At 61.2% G+C, this 15,258-nt stretch carries 11 protein-coding genes and 1 tRNA gene; 5 read left to right on the top strand and 7 right to left on the bottom strand.

The genetic code is table 11. The features are described from left to right. The first annotated feature begins 14 nt into the window (after window positions 1-14). Together lepA and lepB are read left to right on the top strand one after the other, a co-directional pair. The gene (gene lepA, locus FN369_RS10415; protein ID WP_142526069.1) at window positions 15-1,823 is read left to right on the top strand and encodes a translation elongation factor 4; all 1,809 of its coding nucleotides are present in this window, start codon (window positions 15-17) and stop codon (window positions 1,821-1,823) included. Between the two features lie 56 nt (window positions 1,824-1,879). Beyond that, window positions 1,880-2,968, top strand: a complete 1,089-nt coding sequence (gene lepB, locus FN369_RS10410; protein WP_246189667.1) for a signal peptidase I — start codon at window positions 1,880-1,882, stop codon at window positions 2,966-2,968. Here lepB and FN369_RS10405 read toward each other — a convergent pair. Continuing rightward, window positions 2,962-3,432: a universal stress protein gene (locus FN369_RS10405; RefSeq protein WP_178087811.1), complete on the bottom strand. Its 471-nt coding sequence runs from the start codon at window positions 3,430-3,432 to the stop codon at window positions 2,962-2,964. The genes lepB and FN369_RS10405 overlap by 7 nt on opposite strands. Before the next feature lie 133 nt (window positions 3,433-3,565). After that, a complete protein-coding gene (locus FN369_RS10400; RefSeq protein WP_142526066.1) occupies window positions 3,566-5,245 on the bottom strand; it encodes a formate--tetrahydrofolate ligase in 1,680 nt (559 codons plus the stop codon). Window positions 5,246-5,365: 120 nt separating this feature from the next. Between FN369_RS10400 and FN369_RS10395 the strand changes: the two genes are divergently transcribed. Genes FN369_RS10395 through ileS form a run of 3 tightly spaced genes read left to right on the top strand, consistent with a single transcriptional unit; the run spans window position 5,366 to window position 11,235 of the window. After that, window positions 5,366-7,276, top strand: a complete 1,911-nt coding sequence (locus FN369_RS10395; RefSeq protein ID WP_142526065.1) for a cytochrome c biogenesis protein ResB — start codon at window positions 5,366-5,368, stop codon at window positions 7,274-7,276. Between the two features lie 54 nt (window positions 7,277-7,330). Beyond that, window positions 7,331-8,371 (top strand): phenylalanine--tRNA ligase subunit alpha, encoded by a 1,041-nt coding sequence (pheS, locus tag FN369_RS10390; RefSeq protein ID WP_142526064.1) that lies wholly within the window; start codon window positions 7,331-7,333, stop codon window positions 8,369-8,371. A gap of 5 nt (window positions 8,372-8,376) precedes the next feature. Then, window positions 8,377-11,235 carry an isoleucine--tRNA ligase gene (ileS, locus tag FN369_RS10380; RefSeq protein ID WP_246189666.1) on the top strand — a complete coding sequence of 953 codons (2,859 nt, stop codon included), beginning with the start codon at window positions 8,377-8,379 and terminating at the stop codon, window positions 11,233-11,235. 87 nt (window positions 11,236-11,322) lie between these two features. Here ileS and FN369_RS10375 read toward each other — a convergent pair whose 3' ends face one another. The 5 genes from FN369_RS10375 to zwf all read right to left on the bottom strand — a co-directional run bounded on the left by FN369_RS10375 (window position 11,323) and on the right by zwf (window position 15,186). Further along, complete coding sequence (locus FN369_RS10375; protein WP_246189665.1) at window positions 11,323-11,844, bottom strand: L,D-transpeptidase; 522 nt, start codon at window positions 11,842-11,844, stop codon at window positions 11,323-11,325. 311 nt (window positions 11,845-12,155) lie between these two features. Further along, window positions 12,156-12,227 (bottom strand) — tRNA-Cys (locus FN369_RS10370). Between the two features lie 48 nt (window positions 12,228-12,275). Continuing rightward, window positions 12,276-12,950, bottom strand: a complete 675-nt coding sequence (locus tag FN369_RS10365; RefSeq protein ID WP_142526063.1) for a tetratricopeptide repeat protein — start codon at window positions 12,948-12,950, stop codon at window positions 12,276-12,278. Beyond that, window positions 12,947-13,627 (bottom strand): 6-phosphogluconolactonase, encoded by a 681-nt coding sequence (gene pgl, locus FN369_RS10360; RefSeq protein ID WP_246189664.1) that lies wholly within the window; start codon window positions 13,625-13,627, stop codon window positions 12,947-12,949. Before pgl ends, FN369_RS10365 begins: the two co-directional genes overlap by 4 nt. Before the next feature lie 2 nt (window positions 13,628-13,629). Then, entirely contained in the window at window positions 13,630-15,186 is a 1,557-nt protein-coding gene (gene zwf, locus FN369_RS10355; RefSeq protein WP_142526061.1) for a glucose-6-phosphate dehydrogenase, read from the bottom strand. Window positions 15,187-15,258 lie beyond the last annotated feature (72 nt).

The following is a 15,258-nucleotide window of genomic DNA, read 5'->3' as shown; positions in this document are numbered from 1 at the left end:
AAGAGAACGACCGCATGTTTCCCCCGGCCCGAATTCGTAATTTTTGTATCATCGCTCACGTGGATCACGGAAAGACGACGCTCTCCGATCGCCTGCTCCAGGCTACGAAGACGATTCCCGAGCGGCAGATGCAGGATCAACTTCTCGACTCCATGGACCTGGAGCGGGAGCGGGGAATCACGATCAAGGCTCACCCCGTGACGATGCGGTATGAGGCGGAGGATGGCGAAAGCTACCAACTCAACCTCATCGATACACCGGGCCATGTCGATTTCTCCTACGAGGTCTCCCGGAGCCTTTCGGCCTGCGAAGGAGCTCTGCTCGTGATCGATGCCGCCCAAGGGGTCCAAGCGCAAACCGTTGCCAACGTCCATCTGGCGACGAGGCAAAATCTTCATTTGATTCCGGTCATCAACAAGATCGACCTCCCTACCGCCAATCCAGCGGCGGTAAAGCGGCAGCTGGAGGAGGTCCTTGCGATTCCGGGGGAGGAAGCGGTGCTGGCGAGCGCAAAGGAAGGGATCGGAATCGCCGAGATCCTGGAGGCCGTAGTCCGTCGGATCCCCCCTCCGCAGCCGTTTCCCGACGGGATCATACGGGCGCTTGTCTTCGACTCGGTCTTCGATCCCTATCGGGGGGTTGTCCTCTACGTCCGGGTTCGTTCCGGAGAGCTCGCGCGAGGCCAAAAGATCCTCCTGATGGCGACCCAGAGCGTCTACGAAATCAAGGAAGTGGGCGTTTTCAATCCCAAGATGGCGCCTCAAGAGCGCCTGGAGGCGGGGGCGACCGGCTATGTGATCGCCAACATGAAGAGCCCGCTCGAGGTCAAGATCGGAGACACCCTCACCTCGGCCCACCACCCGGCATCGGAACCGCTTGCCCGATTCCAGGAAGCTCGGCCGATGGTTTTCAGCGGCATCTATCCGCTCAACCCGGCCGACTTCGAAAAGCTCAAGACCGCCCTGTCGAAGCTCCAGATCAACGACCCGGCCATCGTCTTCACCCAAGAGAGCTCCGCGGCGCTCGGCTCCGGCTTGCGATGCGGATTCCTCGGCTTGCTCCATATGGAAATCGTCCAGGAGCGGCTGCGCCGGGAGCACGAGGTCGAGATTCTTGCCACCTACCCGAGCGTCGTCTACCAAGTGCATCTAACCAATGGCAAACTTCTCGAGGTCGACAACCCACTGCGAATGCCGGATCCTTCGATGATCGAAAGCATCGCGGAACCGACGGTGCGGGCCTTTCTTCTGATTCCGACGGAACGAATCGGAGAGATCCTTCAGCTCGTCTTGGAAAAGCGTGGAATCTGCGAATCGACCGAATCGGCGGGCGAAAACCGCGTGATGCTGCGATGCCGGATCCCCTTGAGCGAAATCCTGGTGGATTTCAACGATCGGTTGAAATCGCTCACGCGAGGCTACGGATCGATGGATTACGAACCCGCTCCCTACCAGACCGAAGATCTGATCAAGCTCGATATTCTCGTCAATGGAGAACCCGTCGAAGCCTTTTCGTGCATCGTGGCGCGCAGTCGAGCCGAATCTCGGGGGAGAGCGATTCTCTCCAAACTGCGGGAACTAATCCCACGGCATCTGTTCAAAATCGCGCTCCAAGCGGCGGTCGGAAGCAAGATCTTGGCACGGGAGGACATCGGCTCCGTGGGGAAGAACGTCACGGCCAAATGCTACGGAGGAGACATCACGAGGAAACGCAAACTTCTGGAAAAGCAAAAGGAAGGCAAGAAACGGATGAAGACCTTTGGCCGCGTCGATATTCCGCAGGAAGCCTTTCTGCAGATTCTGAAAACGGAGGCCGGGACGTGAGATCCGCACCCTCATCGCTATCGAACCGGCGAGAGAGTCGCCGTCACCGCAGAGAGTTGGAGCATTTGCGAAAGGCGATCCGGCGGCTCCGCATCCGTCAGAAAGATCTGCTTTCTCCAGAGTCCCAACAGGAGGCGGAAGCCTTCGAAAAGAATGTAGCTTCCTATCTTGCGGCACCGGAATCGACGGGGACGACGGCCCCGCTCCTCCTCGACCAAGGGGAAAAGCTGGCGGCGCGGCTCTTTCCGCCGAAACGATGGGCGGGACTGCGGGAAAACGTGGAGATTTTCCTTGTCGCGATTGCGGCGGCCCTCGCGATCCGCGCCTATTTTCTCCAGCCGTTCAAGATTCCCACCGATTCGATGAAGCCGACCTTGTATGGGATCCAAACGGTCGCCCGGGTGGAACCGCCTCCTGCGGCACCGATCCGGCTTTTCCACCTTCTCCTCTTCGGCAGGCAATATCACTATCTCCGGCTCGCCCACGATGCTTCCCTCACCGATCTGGTCCCCGGAAAATTTCTCGTCGAATACACCGACCTCTTGTTCGACGACGGAGAGAAGCAGCGAGTCTGGGTTCCGGCGCCCGCCTTGGTCTACAAGGTGGGACTCCGGCCCGGGTTATTTTTCCGGGCGGGAGAGCCTGTTTTCAACTTCATGACCGTGGCCGGGGACCAAGTTCTGGTCAACAAGGCGGTCTACAACTTTCACCCCCCGCGAAGAGGCGAGGTCTTCGTCTTCCGGACGGCCGGCATCGAGGGGATCGAATCGACCTTGCGGGATCACGGGATGGAGGGATCGCTCTTTTATATCAAGCGGTGCGTCGGAGTTCCCGGCGACAGGCTTCGGATCGACCCCCCCTTTTTGCGTATCAATGGAAGCACCACCCCTCCAAATGCCGCCATGGCCCGCGTCGAAGCCGCGCGCAACGGCTATCACGGGTACGTCATCCTCCCTGGCCAACAATACCTGCTCTCTCCGGAAGAAGAAGTAGTCGTGCCGAAGGATGGCTATTGGGCCATGGGCGACAACAGCCCCGACAGCCAAGACAGCCGCTTTTGGGGTCCCGTTCCGCGAAACGACCTGGTGGGGACCGGACTATTCGTCTATTGGCCGTTTAGCCCCCGTTGGGGTTGGATTCATTGATCGGCCGCTTGGCGCTCGGTCCGCACAAGAAGGATCGGCACTTCCGCCAGCCGCCGAACCGGGATGGAAGTGCTCCTGCCGAAGAGCGCTCCCAAGATCGTATGCGCGTGACTCCCCATCACGATCAGATCGGCTTCTTGCTCCTTCGCGCTCCGTACGATCTGGCCGACCGGATCTCCGAGGGCGAGCTCCACCTTTACGGATAGGCCTTTGCCGCGCAAGTCCTGGGCCATCTCTTCGAGATAGTGTCGCGCCCGATGCATCGCTTCGTCCTGACGAAGAGCGATCCGTTCGCCGGATTCCAGAGTCCACTCTTCGATGCCTGCCAAGGGGAAGGCCGGAAGGGGTGAGACATGAAGAAGCACCAGTCGCGCTCCCGCAAGCCGGGCGAGCTCAGAGGCATGGCGTAACACAACCTGATCGAGAGGACTCTGCTCCAGCGGAACCAAGAGGCAACGGTACATGAAAGGAACCGGACGGCGTCGTACGCATTTAAAGTCTACGCTCTCCCCCGGTGGAAAAAAAGCCGCTTTCGCTACGATTCGGACCTGCTTGCGCGCCCTCCCGTCTCTCATCGGCGGGGAGAGGTCGCGTTCCTTAGAGAACGCCCACGATCCGACCATCCTCGTCGATGTCGATCCGAAGGGAAGCGGGCTCCTCAGGCAACCCCGGCATGGTGAGAATTTCCCCGCAGAGGGCGAGTACGTAGCCGGCGCCGGCGGCCAGACGAACCTCGCGCACGGGCAGAGAATGACCCTCCGGGGCTCCGCGGCGGCGGGGATCGGCGGAAAACGAATACTGAGTTTTCGCAAAGCAGATGGGAAGCTTTCCGAAACCTTCCTCCTCCATGCGAGCGAGCGCTCGCCGAACGGACGGCTTGGTCGTCACCTCTCCGGCAGCGTAGACCTTTTCCGCCACGGAAACGATTTTTTCCCAAAGAGGGATATCGTCGTCGTAGAGAAACCGGAAACGAGAAGGTGTTCTCTCCGCCACATCCAAAAGCTTTCGGGCGAGCTCCTCGGCTCCCGCCCCTCCTTCCGCCCAATGACGACACTCGGCCGAAGCAACCCCGATCCTCCTCGCTGCTTCCTCCGCGCACCGCAATTCGGCATCCGTATCCGAGGAAAAACGATTCCAAGCGACGACTACGGGCAGTCCCAAGAGATCCCGCATGATCCGCACATGCCTCTCCAAGTTGACGAACCCCGCCTCCAAGGCTCCCGAATCCTCCCGGTCGAGAGCGTCCAACGGCAACCCGCCGTGATACTTGAGAGCGCGGATCGTTGCGACGATCACCGCAGCCGCCGGCCGCAGGCCCGATTGACGACAAAAAATATCCACGAACTTCTCCCCTCCAAGATCGCTTCCAAAGCCCGCTTCGGTGACCACCCAATCCGCGAGGCTCACGGCCGCTTCCACGGAGGTAATGGAGCTGCACCCGTGGGCGATGTTCCCGAAGGGCCCCCCGTGAATGAAGGCCGGAACCTGCTCCAGCGTCTGGGCGAGGTTGGGGAGGAAGGCGTGCCGAAGGATGGCGGCCATGGCTCCTGCCGCCCCCAGATCCGCTGCCGTCGCGGATCGGCCTCCCAGGCAGGCTCCAACGCGAATCCGACCGAGACGGCTCCTCAGATCGTTGTAGTCCCGAGCCAGGCAGAGGATCGCCATCACCTCCGACGCCGCTACGATTTCGAATCCTTCCTTCCGCACCCACCCCTTCCGGCCGTCAAGACCCACGACGATTTGACGCAGAGCCCGGTCGTTGATGTCGACGACCCGCTTCCATTGCAGTCGGCTCGGATCGAGGCGAAGCTCGTTGCCTTGATAGAAGTGGTTGTCTAGAAGGGCCGAAAGCAAGTTGTGCGCAAGACCGGCCGCAGCGAAGTCCCCCGAAAACTCGAGGTTGATCTCTTCCCGCGGAACTACCTGCGCCCTTCCCGCCCCCGTAGCCGCTCCCTTCCGGCCGAAAATGGGTCCGATCGACGGCTCCCGCAGGCAGACCGCGCTCTTTTGACCGAGCCGCTGCAAGGCGTCGGCCAGTCCGATCGCCGTCGTCGTCTTCCCCTCCCCAGCCGGAGTAGGGGTAATCGCCGTGACCAGAATCAATCGACCTTGCGGGCGGTGGCGCAAGCTTTTCAAAAAGGACCAGCGGAGCTTGGCACACCCCCGTCCGTAGGGGAGGAGAGCGTCCTTGGGAATTCCGAGCCGAGCCCCGATCTGCTCGATAGGAGCCAGATGAGCATGCTGCGCAATGGCCAAGTCTGTAAACGGATGGCTCACACTTCCTCCGGATTGGATTCTCGGCGGTTTTCCCGCATATGGATTTCCTCTTGGCTTCCCCGCGCTCTCCCGTCTACCATAAATGTCTCTAAACACGCGACAAGCATCCCATCCGTCCGGGTGAAATTCTTCACTTCCCTCTCCGACCAGGCGCGCCAAGAGTTCATCGCTGAACGCAGGCGCAAGTCCGCGCTTTGGAAAGTCATCCACGCCTTTGGCTCCCTGCCGCTGGCCGTCGGCCTTCTCCTCACCCTCGCCGCCGCCTGCGCGGGCGCAACGTGGATCGAGTCACGCTTCGATTCGGCGGTCGCCCAATACTACGTCTATCGATCCCCCTGGTTTCTTGGTTGGCTCATCCTTCTCTGCCTCAATCTCTTCGCCGTGACGCTCACCCGGATTCCCTGGAAGCCACGCCATCTCGGCTTCGTGATCACCCACTATGGGATTATCTTGCTCCTGACGGGAGCGATGATTGGCCGGCTGGGAGGCTTCGAGGGTCTCGTCCACCTCCGAATCGGAGATCCGCCAGAAGAACGGGTCACTCTCAATCAGACCGCCGTCTTTCTCGAAGATCCGTTTCGCCGGGAGATTTACCGGGTCTCCTTCCCCGCAGAGCTCTGGCGCCCGCGGGAGAGCCGGCCACGCAAGCTCTCCGTTCCGGGAACGGATCTTCGTTTGGTGGTCGACGATTTCTCCTCGGACTTGATTCTGGCCGAGGAAGTCGCGCCCTCCTCCGATCCTTCTGCGGGCGCCGGCGCGACTCTGGTCCTCCAGAGCCGAATGGTCGGGCAGAAAACTCTTCTGGCTCTTTTGGAAAATGAGCCCTCCCACCAGACCCAGGATTTCTTCGGCCTGGCAAAGATCCACTGGCTTTCGGAGCCACCCTCGCCCTCTTCGGGGCGTCTGCTGCACGAGGCGCAAGTCGTCTTCGCGCGCGCTCCCGAGCAGCCCGTCATCCATTCGGTCGAGGGGATTCCTTCCCGCTACCGCTTTTTCCTCGTTCCGGACGAGGAGAGCCGGCAAATGCTTTTGGTGGCGATCTCCCCATCGGGACAAAAGAACGCCTGGGAGGTTACCGCCCATCTCGACAAGACCATTGATCTGCCCGGCGGCGCGAAAGCGGAGCTCCGCGGATATTGGCCCAACTTCGCGATGCGGGAGGGAAAGCCTACCTCCCTCTCGGAGAGTCCCGACAATCCCGCGGTTTTGGTGCAGCTTCGCTGGGCGGAAGGCACAGCTTCCTCTTCCGGTCTCTTCCTGTGGCGACGCCCGGACGACGGCCGCATCGGCTATCGGGCATTCGACCGGCGGGGCCGGATCTCCGCGGAGGGCAGCGCAACTCCCGGAGAGATCTTCTCTCTGGGGTGGGCCGACTGGGAGGCTTCGCTCCTGCGGTATGAGCCCCATGCCTCCATCCAATCCGCCATTCGCAAGCGCGAAGCCAGCGTACCTTTTACGATGGCCATCGGCTCCGGCATCCGAGGCTGGGTCGAGGATCCCAAGAATCAGGTAAAATCCCCGCCGCTCTGGATTCTCTCCGGTCTAAGTCAAACATTTACGGTGGAAGGGATTCCGGTGCACGTCGCCTATGGGCTCGAAAGCCGATCGCTCCCCTTCCAAATTTCCTTGGAAAAGTTCGCCGTTCCTCGGGAGGAAGGGAGCGACGCCCCGGTCGACTTTCAAGCCACCGTCCGATTCCGCGATCCAAAAACGGGCTCGGAGCGAGTCGAGGTCGCACACATGAACGTGCCGGCCACCTTTCCTGGAGGTTTTTGGCGTTCGGCGCTGGGACGCAACTACAAATTTTCTCAGGCTTCCTGGAATCCCCGCGACCTCCACGAGACCACCCTCCAGGTTCTTTACGACCCGGGCTGGCCGTGCAAGTGGATCGGCTCGATCTTGATTTGCGGCGGTATTCTCCTCATGTTCCTCCACCGGGGAGCGAAACAAAATCGGATTCCGACGGCCACGGTCCTTCCGCCCGAAGAGGTCTCCTCGGGCCGGAGCGCGGGAGCGGCGCCCGTTCCGTAACGGAACGGCGGATCCATCGAGGGGAGATCTCTTTCGCTAACAAGGGAGCGATTCGTGGAAAAGGAAATACAAGATCGGGAGAGCGAGCTGCAAGCCGCGCTGGCGGCGACGAAGACGGAATCCGCTCTTGAGGAGATCCGCATCCGCTATTTCGGTCGCAAGGGGATCATCCCCGCCCTGCTCGCCTCCGTCTCCACCCTGCCGCCGGAACGCCGGCGCGAGGTCGGACGGGCCATCAACGCCTTCAAGGATCGGGCCGAAGCGGCTATCCGGGAGAAGCGTGCGGCCCTCACCCCCGCTTCAGTCCAATCCGCTTCGCTCGATACCACCTTGCCGGGTCGCCCGGTGGCCGAGGGTTCTCTCCATCCGATTTCCCGCATGTCCCGACAGATCGTGGAGATCTTTCGCAGGCTGGGCTTCGCCCTCGCCGACGGACCGGAGGTGGAGACGGAATTCTACAATTTCGATGCTCTCAACACTCCTCCCGATCATCCCGCTAGGAACGAACAGGATACCTTTTTTCTGAGAGATTCCTCCCTTCTCCTCGCCGATCCTTCCCCCAAAGGCGGCCGCCTCCTGCTTCGAAGCCAGACGAGCCCCGTCCAAATCCGAGTCATGGAAAGGCAACGACCTCCCATTCGCATCGTGGCTCCTGGGCGCTGCTACCGGCGTGATGAAATCGACGCCACCCACTCGATCGCCTTCTTCCAGGTGGAAGGACTCGTCGTCGATGAGGACGTGAGCCTGCGCGACCTCAAGGGGACGCTCGAGCTCGTCTTCCGGGAGCTGCTCGGTCACGATACCCGCTTTCGCTTCCGCCCTCACTACTTTCCCTTTACCGAGCCAAGCTTCGAGATCGACGGCTTCCGGCCCGGCCGCTCGCAGGCGGGAAAGGATTGGCTCGAACTTTGCGGCTGCGGGATGGTCCACCCCAAGGTCCTCACGGGTGTCGGCATCGACCCGGACCGCTATTCAGGATTCGCCTTCGGGTTCGGCATCGAACGCCTCTTGATGATCGTCGGAGAGGTTCCGGACCTCCGGTTCTTCACGGAAAACGACGTCCGCTTCCTGCGCAACCTGAGCTCTCCGATTTGACCCCCATGGATTACCGCGATACGGTCCTTCTGCCGCGCACCTCGTTTCCGATGCGCGCCGAGCTGCCGAAACGGGAGCCGCTCCTTCTGGAGCGGTGGCGCCGGGAAAATCTTTACGAGCAGATCCTCCGGGCACGCAGCGCCGGTCCGCGATTCATTCTCCACGACGGTCCCCCCTTCGCCAACGGAGACGCCCATCTCGGCCATGCTCTCAACAAGACGCTCAAGGATCTGGTTCTCAAGTCGAGGAACATGATGGGGTTTTTCGCCCCCTACATCCCGGGCTGGGACTGCCACGGTCTCCCCATCGAAACCAAGGTCGTGAAGGAGTCTTTTGTTCGGGTTCCTGGCTCGCTCATTCCTATCAAGGAGTTGCCCTCCGGCGAGTTCCTTGAGGCCAAGGTGGAGCTCCCAGGTGGTGCTCCCATTCCGAAAGGCGAGGTTCACGCTGGCGAGGAGGGAATCAAGGCGGATGACAAGGGTTTCCAATACGAGCGGCACGGTCCGCTGTACATCCGCCGGAAGTGCGCGGAGTATGCGCAGCGCTATGTCGAGATCCAGCGCGAGCAGTTCGAACGGCTCGGCATCTTCGGGGACTGGGAACATCCGTATCGAACCATGGATCCCGCCTACGAAGCCGAGGTCCTCCTCCTCTTTGCCGATCTCGTCGAAAAGGGCTTGGTCTTCGAAGGACTCCGCCCCGTCTTCTGGAGCATCGGTTGCCGGACGGCTCTGGCGGAGGCCGAGGTGGAGTATCAGCCCCAAATCGACCCGGCGATCGACGTCGAGTTTCCTCTTTTGCCGGAAAGCTGCCGGGAAGTCGGCATCTCCGAAGACGCGAGGCTTCTTATCTGGACGACGACTCCGTGGACATTGCCAGCCAATCTTGCCGTCGCCCTCAACCCAGAGCTCCCCTACGGACTCTACTCGGCCCGCGGCCGCCATCTTCTCGTTGCGGAAGCGCGGGCGCACGCCATACCCGGTCTCGAGAACGCTCCCTGCGTACGCCATTTCCCCCGAGGCGAAGAGCTCCTCGGGCTTCGCTATCGCCACCCGCTCTTGCCCCGCACGGGTCTGGTCTACGGCGCGAGCTTCGTGACGGGGGAGAGCGGTACCGGTTTCGTCCACATCGCCCCCGGACACGGAATGGAAGACTACCTGCTCGGCCAGGAACACGGGCTGCCTCCCCTCTCCCCCGTCGATGACGAAGGGCGATTCACCGAAGAATGCGGGCTTCCCGAGCTCGTCGGCCTCTCCGTCCGGGAGGAGGGCAATCCCAAAATCATCGAATTGCTCGAATCCGCGGGCTTTCTCTGGGCGAAGCGGGATTACGAGCACGACTACCCCCATTGCTGGCGCTCGAAGACCCCCATCATCTTCCGGTCGGTCCGCCAATGGTTCATCGACGTGAAAGCCTTTCAACAAGAGGCGCTTCGGGCGATCGAGGAAGTGGAGTGGCTTCCCGCCCGGGCACGCAACCGGATCCGCGGCGCGGTCGAGAGCCGGCGGGACTGGTGCGTCTCCCGACAGCGCTACTGGGGTATCCCGCTTCCTGTGTTTTACCGGCCGGACGGGAGTGCCGTTCTCGAACCGGAGGCCATTCGCAAGCTCGCTCGGGAGGTGGCGAAAGAGGGGACGGATCTCTGGTATGCGACCGACGAGGAAGCTCTGGCCCGGAAACTCGGCCTGCCGGCGGGACTGCGTAAAGGAGCCGACACGCTCGACGTTTGGATCGATTCGGGTTCGAGCCATGCGGCCGTGCTCCGCCCCCGCGGGGAATTCCCCGCCGACCTTTACCTGGAAGGGAGCGACCAGCATCGCGGCTGGTTCCAATCCTCTCTCCTGCTCTCGGTCGCCCGAAGCGGACAGGCTCCCTACCGGACCGTCTTGACCAATGGCTTCGTGATGGATCTCGACGGCCGCAAGCTCTCCAAGATGGCGGGAGCCCGCGGCCTCCCCGAATTCATCAGCCAATTCGGGGCGGACATCGTCCGGCTTTGGGTTGCGAGCGAGGATTATCGGGACGACGTCCCCTTTTCCCAAGAGATCCTCTCCCGCATCTCCGATACCTATCGCCTCCTGCGGAACAGCTTTCGCATCCTCCTGGCCAACCTCCATGATTTCGACCCATCCCGGAATCGGGTTTCCGAAGAGGATTTCCCGGAACTCGAGCGATATATGGCCGACCGGTTGCGGATCCTCGTTCGGACCGTTGTCGAGGCCTACCGACGCTACGAGTTCCCGGCTGCTTGCCACGCGCTCACCCGCTTCTGCTCGACCGAGCTTTCCGCCTTCTACATCGACGTTCTCAAGGACCGGCTCTACTGCGATGCCGCCGACGGCACGGCCCGGCGCGCCTCTCAGACTCTGCTCCACCGGATGGCGGAAAGTCTCTTCCGCCTTGCGGCTCCCATCCTTCCATTTACGGCCGAGGAGGCGTGGGAGGCTTTGGGAAAGAAAGCCTCCGTCCACCTCGAGCTCTTCCCGGAAGAAGCGGCCCCGAAGAGCGATCCCCCGTTCGCCGAACGCTGGACCCGGATCCTGGAGCTCCGCGCTCTCTCCAACGAGGCTTTGGAGGTCAGCCGCCGGGCCAAGGAGATCGGCAAGGCCTTGGAAGCCGAGGTGGAGGTGCAGACGCCCCATTTTGACAGTGCGGACGAGGAGCTGCTCGCCGAAGTTTTTCTGGTTTCTCGAGTGCGCGTGCGCCGGGGAGAATCCCCAGCGGTGAGGGTCCGACCGGCATCCGGCCGACAATGCGCCCGCTGCTGGAAATATTCCGAAGAGGTCGGAAAGACCGACCCAGCGCATCCAGCCCTCTGCCCGCGCTGCACCGGCGTCGTTCAAGCAAATCGGAGCCGATCCTAAACGGCGGCGGCGAGGTGGAAAAACCAAGTCCGAGGAAGGGGCGAGCCCTTTCGCCGGCCACCGGAGAAGGTTTCGGAGAATTGCTCGCTATTCCCAGGGTCGCGCAAAGACCTCATCCGAAACCAGAAATTCATTCGCGGGATCCGGAGCATGGGAGTCGTCAAAACGAGGAACGCTTCCGCCGACCGTCTCGTCTTCCGGCTGCGTCATGCTGATCCTCACCGGAGTCCCAACCTCGACAAGGCGAAAGAACTGCTCGGCGGCGGAACCATGGAGTCGCAAGCACCCATGCGTATGGGGCTCCGCCCAGACGTATCCTTCGTGGAATCCGTATCCCGGCAAGAACTCGACCCAGTAGGGCATGGGATATCCCACATAGTGCCAGCCCGATCCGGGAGGACTCCCGCTTCTGCTCTCCGTTGGGATCACGCGCCTCCCGTTCACCCAAAATCCATAGGAGCCCGATCGCTTTCTCTGGAGCTTTTGCTCCACTCGAAAGGATCCGGTCGGCGTCGCATGTCCGGGTTTCCCCACGTTGGTAGCCGCAGCCCAGATGACTTGAGCGCCGTCGAGGACGTAGACCGTTTGGCTTCGCAACGAAACCTTCACAATTCGATCCGGCGGAATGGGGCCACCGGGCACGCTCCCCCAGGAAACTCGCCCGCTGCTCACCCCACTCGATGGCTTCCCGCCGCCAGCGCATCCCGGGAGGGCAACCAAAGCTCCAACGAGGAAAAGAGCGGCTACGATCCACCTCCGCCGTCGTTCCGGCGGAAGATGCGCCATCCCATTGGAGTAGGAGGACATTGCGGCTCAGCTTTTGCAAAAGCCGGTCGCTTGAGTCAAGACTCTATCCCCGAATTCGCCGGGAAAGCCGTGGGATGGAGCGGTGCTTCTTGCTCAGGAGGTCCGGAAGCAAGAGGCGGGGGTGGGAATTGAACCCACGCATAGGGCTTTTGCAGAGCCCGGCCTTACCACTTGGCTACCCCGCCGACAAAGCCAGAATTCAGCCTCCGCGGAAGGAGCCGACCTTACGCACTCTATCGATGATCGGCAAACAAGAATTCATAATCGCCGAGGTAGTCGGCGAAGACATCATTACCGTACATGACCCGAGCTGTCTGGAGCAAATCCGTTTCCTGCCGCTTGCCCCGGACGTGGAAAATGGCGGCCTCCCCGAAATAATAGGCGGGATTGGTTTCGTCGAAAGGGCTCAACTGCGCCAGCAGCCGTTCCGCCGCGCCGAGATCCCCGAGCATGACTTGACAGTAGAGCATCTTGAGAAGGATGTCCTTGTCGCCCGGCTCGCGCAGCAGCGCTTCGTTGTAGAGGCGGAACGCGTCGGCAAACCTCCGCTGGGCGAATGCCAAATCTCCGGAAGCACGGAGCGCCGGTCCGAACTGGGGCCTACGCCGAAGCGCCTCTCGAAGATCGGCCTGAGCTAACTCATACTCCTTTTTCTTGAGCAGAATCCTCGCGGTAAGCACCAACCCTCGAGGTTCGTCGGGGTCGATGCGACGTGCCTTGTCGATCGCCTCCTGAGCTGCTCGCCAATCCTTCCGATGAAAGGCGACGAGGGCGTCCTGATACGCTTGAGCGAAGAGCACCTCCTTTTCATCCGAGGCGGCATGGAGGGGAGGACCGCCGAGAAGCACCCATCCGACCGCGAGGCAGATGGCGGAAAAGAAGCGAGAAAGAGCCCAAGATCCTCTCATCGACCGCCAACCCAATAGAGCCGCTGGTCCGCAGCCTCAATCCGGGCCGCCGGAAGCGCCTTGTCCGAAGATAAGACCCGCTGGACGATCTCTTTCTTGGCTCGGCCGGCGACGAGAAACCAAACGGAACGGGCCGCATTGAGGCAGGGATAGGTGAGGGTCAACCGAAGCGGTCCGCCGCCCGGTGCGGGATTGGGAACTGCGTAAGCCGCCCGTTCGTCCAAAGCCGGACTGCCCGGAAAGAGAGAGGCTGTGTGGCCATCTTCTCCGATTCCCAAGAGGATCAGGTCGAAGACAGGGGGCGAGCCGAGCTCCTCCCGTAACGCCTTATCGTAGAGGTTCGCCGCGTCCTCCGGATCCTCCGCCCGATGCCAACTCCTCAAGCGAAGACGGCCGCCCAAACCGATTCCCAAGCTGCCCCGGATCATCGCTTCATTACTTCTCGGATCGGTGAGAGGAACCCAGCGCTCGTCGCCGATCCACCAGTCTATCCGCTCCCAAGGGAACTCTTGTGTCGCCCAGTGGCGATAGAGGGGTGTCGGGGTAGAGCCGCCCGAAAGGGCGACGTGGAAGGGACGATCCGTCGATCGGCTTCCAGCGAGCAGAGTCCGAAAATCGTCCGTGAGACGGTCTATCCATGCCTTCTCTTCGGAAAACTCAATCGAAACTACGGCCATCCTTACTCCAAAAGTTGTTCTTCCTCCTCGCAAGGAGGATCTCCCCATCGCCTGCCTTCCCGGCGCAAAAGCTCCTCCGCTTCCACCGGCCCCATGGAACCGGGGGCGTAGAGGGGAAGTCGATCCAGCTCCTCTTCTTTCCATGCCTCCTGCACCGCGTCAACGATCCGCCAAGCCTGCTCCACCTCATCGGAGCGGGTAAAGAGAGTCGACTCCCCGATCAAGGCGTCCAAGAGCAGGCGTTCGTATGCCTCCGGGAAGTAGTGGTCCTGACGCCGGTAGTAAAAGTTCATCCGCGCCTCTTGGATCAGCGGCTGGGCCGGCACTTTCGTATTGAACAGCAAATGGATGCCTTCGATCGGCTGGATTCGGATTTTCAGCCAATTCCGAGCGATGTGTTTCAAGCTGTGCGCGAAAAGCACGCAAGGAGGACGGTGGAAGACGATGCAGATCTCGGTATACTGCTGGCTGAGCGCTTTTCCAGTGCGGAGATAAAAGGGAACGCCGGACCAGCGCCAGTTGTCGATCTCCAGCCGCAAGCAGACGTAGGTCTCCGTCAGGGAACGACGGGAAACACGATCCTCCTCCCGATAGGGACGCACCGTCCTCCCCCCCAGGATTCCGGGCCCGTACTGGGCCCGCACGCTGTTTCGCAACACCTCTTCCGAAGTCGGAGTCGGAACCGAACGGAGGACTTTCACTTTCTCATCGCGGATCGATTCCGCCTCCAAGGAAGCGGGGGGTTCCATGGCGATCAGGGTGAAGAGCTGCATCAAATGGTTCTGCAACATGTCTCGAGAAGCGCCGGCCATGTCGTAATAGCCGCCGCGGGATCCGATAGTCTGGGTTTCCGCCACGGTGATCTGTACATGATCGATGTACCGCCTATCCCAGAGCGGCTCGAAAATCGAATTGCCGAAGCGGAAGTAGAGGAGGTTTTGAACGTTTTCTTTTCCCAAGTAGTGATCGATGCGGAAGATGCAGCGTTCCGGGAAGACCTTGTGCAAGGTCTCGTTGAGACTCCGCGCCGAGGGAAGATCGGTTCCGAATGGCTTTTCGACGATCAGCCGGCGGCAACCAGTGACTCCTTCCCGAGCATGCAGTCCGGCTTTGCCCAGGTTTTCCGCCACCACAGGGAAAAAGTTGGGAGCGGTGGCCAAATAAAAGAGATGGTTCTCACGGAAGGCGCTCGCCTCGGGCAGGGTCCGAAGGCGCTCCGCCAGCGCCACATAATCCTCCGGGTTCGACAGGTCTCCCTTGTGGTAGTAGAGATGGGACTCGAGCGCCGTCCAGACCGACTGATCGATGGGCTGGGTGTGGGAGAAGTCTTCCAGGGATTGCCGAAGTCCCTCTCGAAATTGCTGCTCGGACTGCTCTCGCCGTGCGAAGCCGATGATGGCCATCCCGTCCGGCAGATGACCGTTCTTCTGCAAGTGATAGAAGGCGGGGATGATCTTTCGATGAGTAAGATCTCCGGACGCGCCGAAAATGACGACCGCGGTGGGAGGGACCTTGATCCCTACCGTCTGCCCAACCGGCGTTGGCTGGCGAACTGTCATTGTCTCCCGGGCAAATTACAGCCTTCCTCTCGCCTCTGTCGAGCGGGCGGCTCGTATGCCGTCTTCTGCTTG

The sequence above is a fragment of the Methylacidimicrobium cyclopophantes genome (genome assembly GCF_902143385.2).
Taxonomy (GTDB): Bacteria; Verrucomicrobiota; Verrucomicrobiia; order Methylacidiphilales; family Methylacidiphilaceae; genus Methylacidimicrobium; species Methylacidimicrobium cyclopophantes.
The sequence above is the reverse complement of the archived record's forward strand: the minus strand, read 5'-3'. Positions and strand labels throughout refer to the sequence as shown.

Coding starts and splice junctions, on each gene's coding strand:
- lepA (WP_142526069.1), top strand. CDS start 15: ATGTTTCCCCCGGCCCGAATTCGTAATTTTTGTATCATCGCTCACGTG.
- FN369_RS10405 (WP_178087811.1), bottom strand. CDS start 3,432: ATGTACCGTTGCCTCTTGGTTCCGCTGGAGCAGAGTCCTCTCGATCAG.
- ileS (WP_246189666.1), top strand. CDS start 8,377: ATGGATTACCGCGATACGGTCCTTCTGCCGCGCACCTCGTTTCCGATG.
- FN369_RS10365 (WP_142526063.1), bottom strand. CDS start 12,950: ATGAGAGGATCTTGGGCTCTTTCTCGCTTCTTTTCCGCCATCTGCCTC.
- pgl (WP_246189664.1), bottom strand. CDS start 13,627: ATGGCCGTAGTTTCGATTGAGTTTTCCGAAGAGAAGGCATGGATAGAC.
- zwf (WP_142526061.1), bottom strand. CDS start 15,186: ATGACAGTTCGCCAGCCAACGCCGGTTGGGCAGACGGTAGGGATCAAG.